This is a genomic window from Streptomyces solincola, from assembly GCF_002982015.1.
Taxonomy (GTDB): domain Bacteria; phylum Actinomycetota; class Actinomycetes; order Streptomycetales; family Streptomycetaceae; genus Streptomyces; species Streptomyces solincola.
Genome location: NZ_PVLV01000652.1, coordinates 1 through 4,457, shown reverse-complemented (window position 1 = coordinate 4,457; position 4,457 = coordinate 1). Strand labels below are relative to the sequence as shown.

The 4,457-nt window shown below is 76.0% G+C and carries 4 protein-coding genes; 1 reads left to right on the top strand and 3 read right to left on the bottom strand.

All coding sequences use genetic code 11. The features are described 5' to 3' along the window. From C6N75_RS28820 to C6N75_RS28810, 3 genes are all read right to left on the bottom strand, one after another. A partial coding sequence (locus C6N75_RS28820) for a heavy-metal-associated domain-containing protein (protein WP_146132710.1) occupies positions 1-1,170 on the bottom strand: 1,170 nt, incomplete at its 3' end. A gap of 98 nt (positions 1,171-1,268) precedes the next feature. Continuing rightward, positions 1,269-2,924, bottom strand: coding sequence for a threonine/serine exporter family protein (locus C6N75_RS28815; protein ID WP_105871790.1), 1,656 nt, complete (start codon positions 2,922-2,924; stop codon positions 1,269-1,271). 280 nt (positions 2,925-3,204) lie between these two features. Then, a complete protein-coding gene (locus C6N75_RS28810) occupies positions 3,205-3,699 on the bottom strand; it encodes an inorganic diphosphatase (protein WP_105871789.1) in 495 nt (164 codons plus the stop codon). 188 nt (positions 3,700-3,887) lie between these two features. Here C6N75_RS28810 and C6N75_RS28805 point away from each other — a divergent pair. Continuing rightward, a partial coding sequence (locus C6N75_RS28805; protein ID WP_181160661.1) for a D-alanyl-D-alanine carboxypeptidase occupies positions 3,888-4,457 on the top strand: 570 nt, incomplete at its 3' end.

Sequence of the window (4,457 nt, the reverse complement as noted above, 5' to 3'; positions counted from 1 at the left end):
GCGGGTCCTCAGCGGCTCGTCCGCCTCGAACAGCGCGAACAGCTTCTCGGCGACCGCCTCCGGGTCCGCCCCGCCCACCGGCTCCAGGTCCACCGGCTCGTACCGCTCGCCGCGCAGCGCCGCCTCGTCCAGCAGCACCGTGTCGATCTGCCCGATCCGCCGCAGCACCGTCCGGTCCATCACCACCGTCCCGCGCAGCGACAGCGCCCGGCCCAGACTGGTGGCGAACCCCTCCCGGCCGGCCCCCGGCGCCTTCGGCAGCGCCGCCAGCGCCACCGCGAAGCCCTTGCGCGGTCCGGCGAACGGCGCGGCCAGCGCGCCCGCCGCCAGCCCGGCCGCCATCGCCCGCTCGGCGTACCGGTCGGCCCGGTCCGACGGCTCGGGGCCGGGCCGGGCCGCCGCCACCGGGTCGGCCGCCGCGTGCTCGGGTCCCCGCACCAGCTTCGGCTCGGCCTCCTCCCACGCCGCCCGCTCGGCCGCCGCCTCCCGCCACAGCGCCACCCGCTCCACCACGTCCAGCACCAGCCCGCCGCCCCGGGTCGCGGCGCCCTGGGCGAGGGCGTGCACCACCGGCAGCAGCGACTCGGCCTGCTCGGCCGTGGACACCCCGGCGGCCAGGCGGCGCAGCGCCGGATGGTGGTGCAGTACGCCGGCGAGCCCGGCCACCTCGGGGGCCAGCCTCAGCCACGGCGCGAGCCGGCGCACGGCGGTCATCCCCAGGGCCACCGAGTCGGCGGCCAGCGCGGGCAGCGTCTGCCGGGTCCGCGGCCCCTCGCTGGGATGGTGCGGCTCCGCCTCGTCCTCCCCGGCCGCCCCCCCCGCCCGCCGCACCAGCGCGACCAGCTCCCGCTCACTGGGCGGGGCGTCGGTGACCGCCACGATCACCCGCTCCGAAGGTCCGTTGACCCGCGCCCACTCCACCCCCGGGTGCGCCTGGAGCGCCTCCTCGATCCGCGCGGCCAGCAGAGTGCCGCCCGGCCCGTGCAGCCCGTGCGCGGCGACATGGCAGCGGCCCTCCCGCCACCACACCCCGCGCCGGGGCACCCCGAGCAGCACCCCCGCGACCTCCGCGGCGCCGCGCGCCCCGGCCGCCATCCCGTACCCGACCCCGCCGGCCACCGGCCCGACCAGACCGGCCGTCAGCAGGGGCAGACTTGGCAGCGACACCATGAGCGGCCTCCGGAAGGTTGGCGCGACCGCCCGCTCCCGGACGGCCGTCCCTCCCCATCCTCAACCCGAAACGGACAAAACGCCCAGGGGGGAGGCGGTCAGAAGCCCCTGGTCCGCTTCGCCGCCCGGCGCAGCGACGCCGACGCGGGGGAGCGCATGAACAGCCGGGCCAGCTCCCCGCCGAGGTTCACCCCGATCGCGATGGCCAGTGCCAGCGCCGCCGCCCGCGCCAGCGACGTGAAACCGTCGTCCATGTTGTTCTGCGCGATGTTCAGCACACCCAGATAGGTGGCGCTACCGGGCAGCAGCGGCCCGATCGCCGCCGTCACGTACGGCAGCGAGGAGGTGTGCTCCCAGCGCGCCATCAACTGCCCGAACAGGCCCACCGTGCCCGCCGCCGTCGCCGTCGCCATCACCGACGACCCGCCCGCCGTCACCGCGATGGACGCGTACACCACCCACGCCACCCCGCCGTTGAGCGCCACGAACAGCACGGTGATCCGCTCCTGCTGGAGCAGTACGGCGAAGGTCACCGACAGCAGCACGGCCGCCAGGATCTGGATGACCGGCCGCTCCTCGGTGTTCAGCACCCCCTCCGGGTTCAGCGACGTGCCGGCCAGTCGCAGCCCGCCGTACAGCACGGACAGCACCCCGACCACGATCGCCACGAAGAAGTACCCGACCTCCAGCAGCCGGGCCGACGCGGTGATGTAGAAGCCCGTCAGCCCGTCCTGCACGGCCGCCACCAGCGCCCGCCCCGGGATCAGCGCGAACAGTCCACCGGTGATCACCGCCGAGGGCTGCAACCCCGCGTGCAGCAGGCTCGCGCCCACCCCCAGCGCCGCCGGAGGCGCGGCCGCCACCGCGAACTGGTAGAACTCCGGCAGCCCGCGCCCGGCCGCCAGCCAGGCCAGCCGGTCGCCGAGCATCGCGCCGGCCGCCGCGATCAGGAACACCGCGAGCCCGCCGCCCAGCAGCAGCGACGCCGACCCGGCCAGCCCCCCGGCGGCAGCCGTCAGCACCCACCCCGGATACGGGTGCCGGTTGCGCCGGATCTCCGCCAGCCGCCGGTACGCCTCCTCCAGCGACACCTCCTGGTCCGCCGAGTTGATGTCCGCGACCAGCAGGTACACCGCCGTCAGCCGGGTGTAGTCCGTCCCCCGCCGCCGCACCGTCCGGCTCGCCGTCACCGGATCGTCCACCAGCGACGGCTGGTGCGTGACCGACAGCAGCGTGAAGGTCACCGTCGGCTCGCACCGGTCCAGCCCGTACGAACGGCAGATCGCGAACATCGCCGCCTCGACGTCCTCCGCGCCCTCACCGCCCGCCAGCAGCAGCTCCCCGATACGCAGGGTCAGGTCCAGCACGCGCGGCACGGCCGGCCCGGTGTCGTCCTCCTGCTTCTGCGCCGGCTCCGGCACCGGCCGCTCGCTCACCGGCATCCGCAGCATCGTGCGCATGCGGTCCTGCCACGGCGCGTCCCGCGACAGCGTGACCGCCGGGAACCCGTGCGCCGGGGTGAACGCCGGCGGCGACTGCCGCGCCGAGTACGTCGCCGGCACCGCGAACGCCGACCCCTCCGGCTCGGCGGCCTGGGCCTCCGCCGCGTACCCCTTGGGCATCGCGAACTCGGACGTCGGCTGGTCCAGCTCAGGCAGCGGCGGCTGCTCCACGCCCAGCGGCGGCGTGAACGCGCTGTGCGCCTCGTCCGACTGAGGCTTGCGGTCCTCCTGACCGTCCCACTCCGCCGCCACCGTGCTCGCTCCTACTCCCGTCCGACTCCGCCCGTGCCCGCCGGCCCGCCCCACCGGACGCATCCGGCCCACCAGACCCGCCTGCCCAGTATGGGCGCCTTCAACGGCCCCGGGGCCACCGGCCCGCCGGGCGCGCGCAGGGCCCGGGGCCCGCCCGGCAGGACCACCGGGGAGCCGAGGCGTCCGGGGTATGCGAACGGGCGGCGCCGCCCGCCTTTCGGCAGGGGCGCCGCCCGTTCGGCGGAAGGCGCGGGGCGTGAGGATGCCCGGGGCCGGTGCGTCAGTGCTGGTCGCCCTGAGCGGCCAGGCGCTTGTAGGAGTTCTCGATCTCGGCCTCGGCCTCGGCGCGGCCGACCCAGTTGGCGCCCTCGACGGACTTGCCGGGCTCCAGGTCCTTGTAGACCTCGAAGAAGTGCTGGATCTCCAGGCGGTCGAACTCCGACACGTGGTGGATGTCGCGCAGGTGCTCCACCCGCGGGTCGGACGCCGGGACGCAGAGCAGCTTGTCGTCGCCGCCCGCCTCGTCGGTCATCCGGAACATGCCGATGGCGCGGCACTTGATCAGGCAGCCCGGGAAGGTCGGCTCGTCCAGGATCACCAGCGCGTCCAGCGGGTCGCCGTCCTCGCCGAGGGTGTTCTCGATGAAGCCGTAGTCGGCCGGGTAGCTGGTCGACGTGAACAGGCGGCGGTCCAGCCGGATACGGCCGGTCTCGTGGTCCACCTCGTACTTGTTCCGCGACCCCTTCGGGATCTCGATGGTGACGTCGAACTCCACGGGTGGTTCCTCCATGATTCAGCACAGGACAAAACGACGGTGACGCCGCGCCTCGGCGGCGCCCCCGGCCGATTCGGACCGCCGTGCTGCCCGGGGGTGCCGTGCTCGCGGCACAGCTCGGTGGTTAAGTGTCCCTCACGCAACCGAGTGCTCGCGAAAGGGGCTGGTCAGCCGTGCTGGAGCCGAAGATGCTGCGGCTCACCGCGACCTCCGCGGCGCTCGGCCTCGTCCTGTCGGCCGGGGTGGTCGCCCTGGCCGGCCCCTGGGACTCGGGTCAGCGTACGGCCGAACGGGTCGCGGCGGTCGCCCACCCCCGTACGGGTGGCGCAGATCACGGGCCGGAGGGCTCCGCGCGCCCCGGTCCCGGCCGCCCCGGCGACCCGGCGACCGGAGAGCCGGGCTCCGCGCGCCCCGACTCCGGCCGCCCGGGCGACGCCGCCCCCGGCCGCCCGGGGCCCGAGCCGGCCCCCAGCGCTCCCGGCGTGCTCGCCGCGCTCGGCGCCGGCGCCGCCGCCAAGGCCGCCGCCCCCTCGCCCGCCGCGCTCGGCAAGCGGCTCGACCCGCTGCTCGCCGCCCCCGCGCTCGGCGCCCGCCGCACCGCCTCCGTCATCGACGCGAGCACCGGCCGGGTGCTGTACGCCAAGGGCGCCACCACCGCGATGACCCCCGCCTCCACCATCAAGCTCGCCACCACCGTCGCCGCGCTCTCCGCCCTCGGCCCCGACCACCGCATCCCCACCACCGTGGTCGCCGACGAG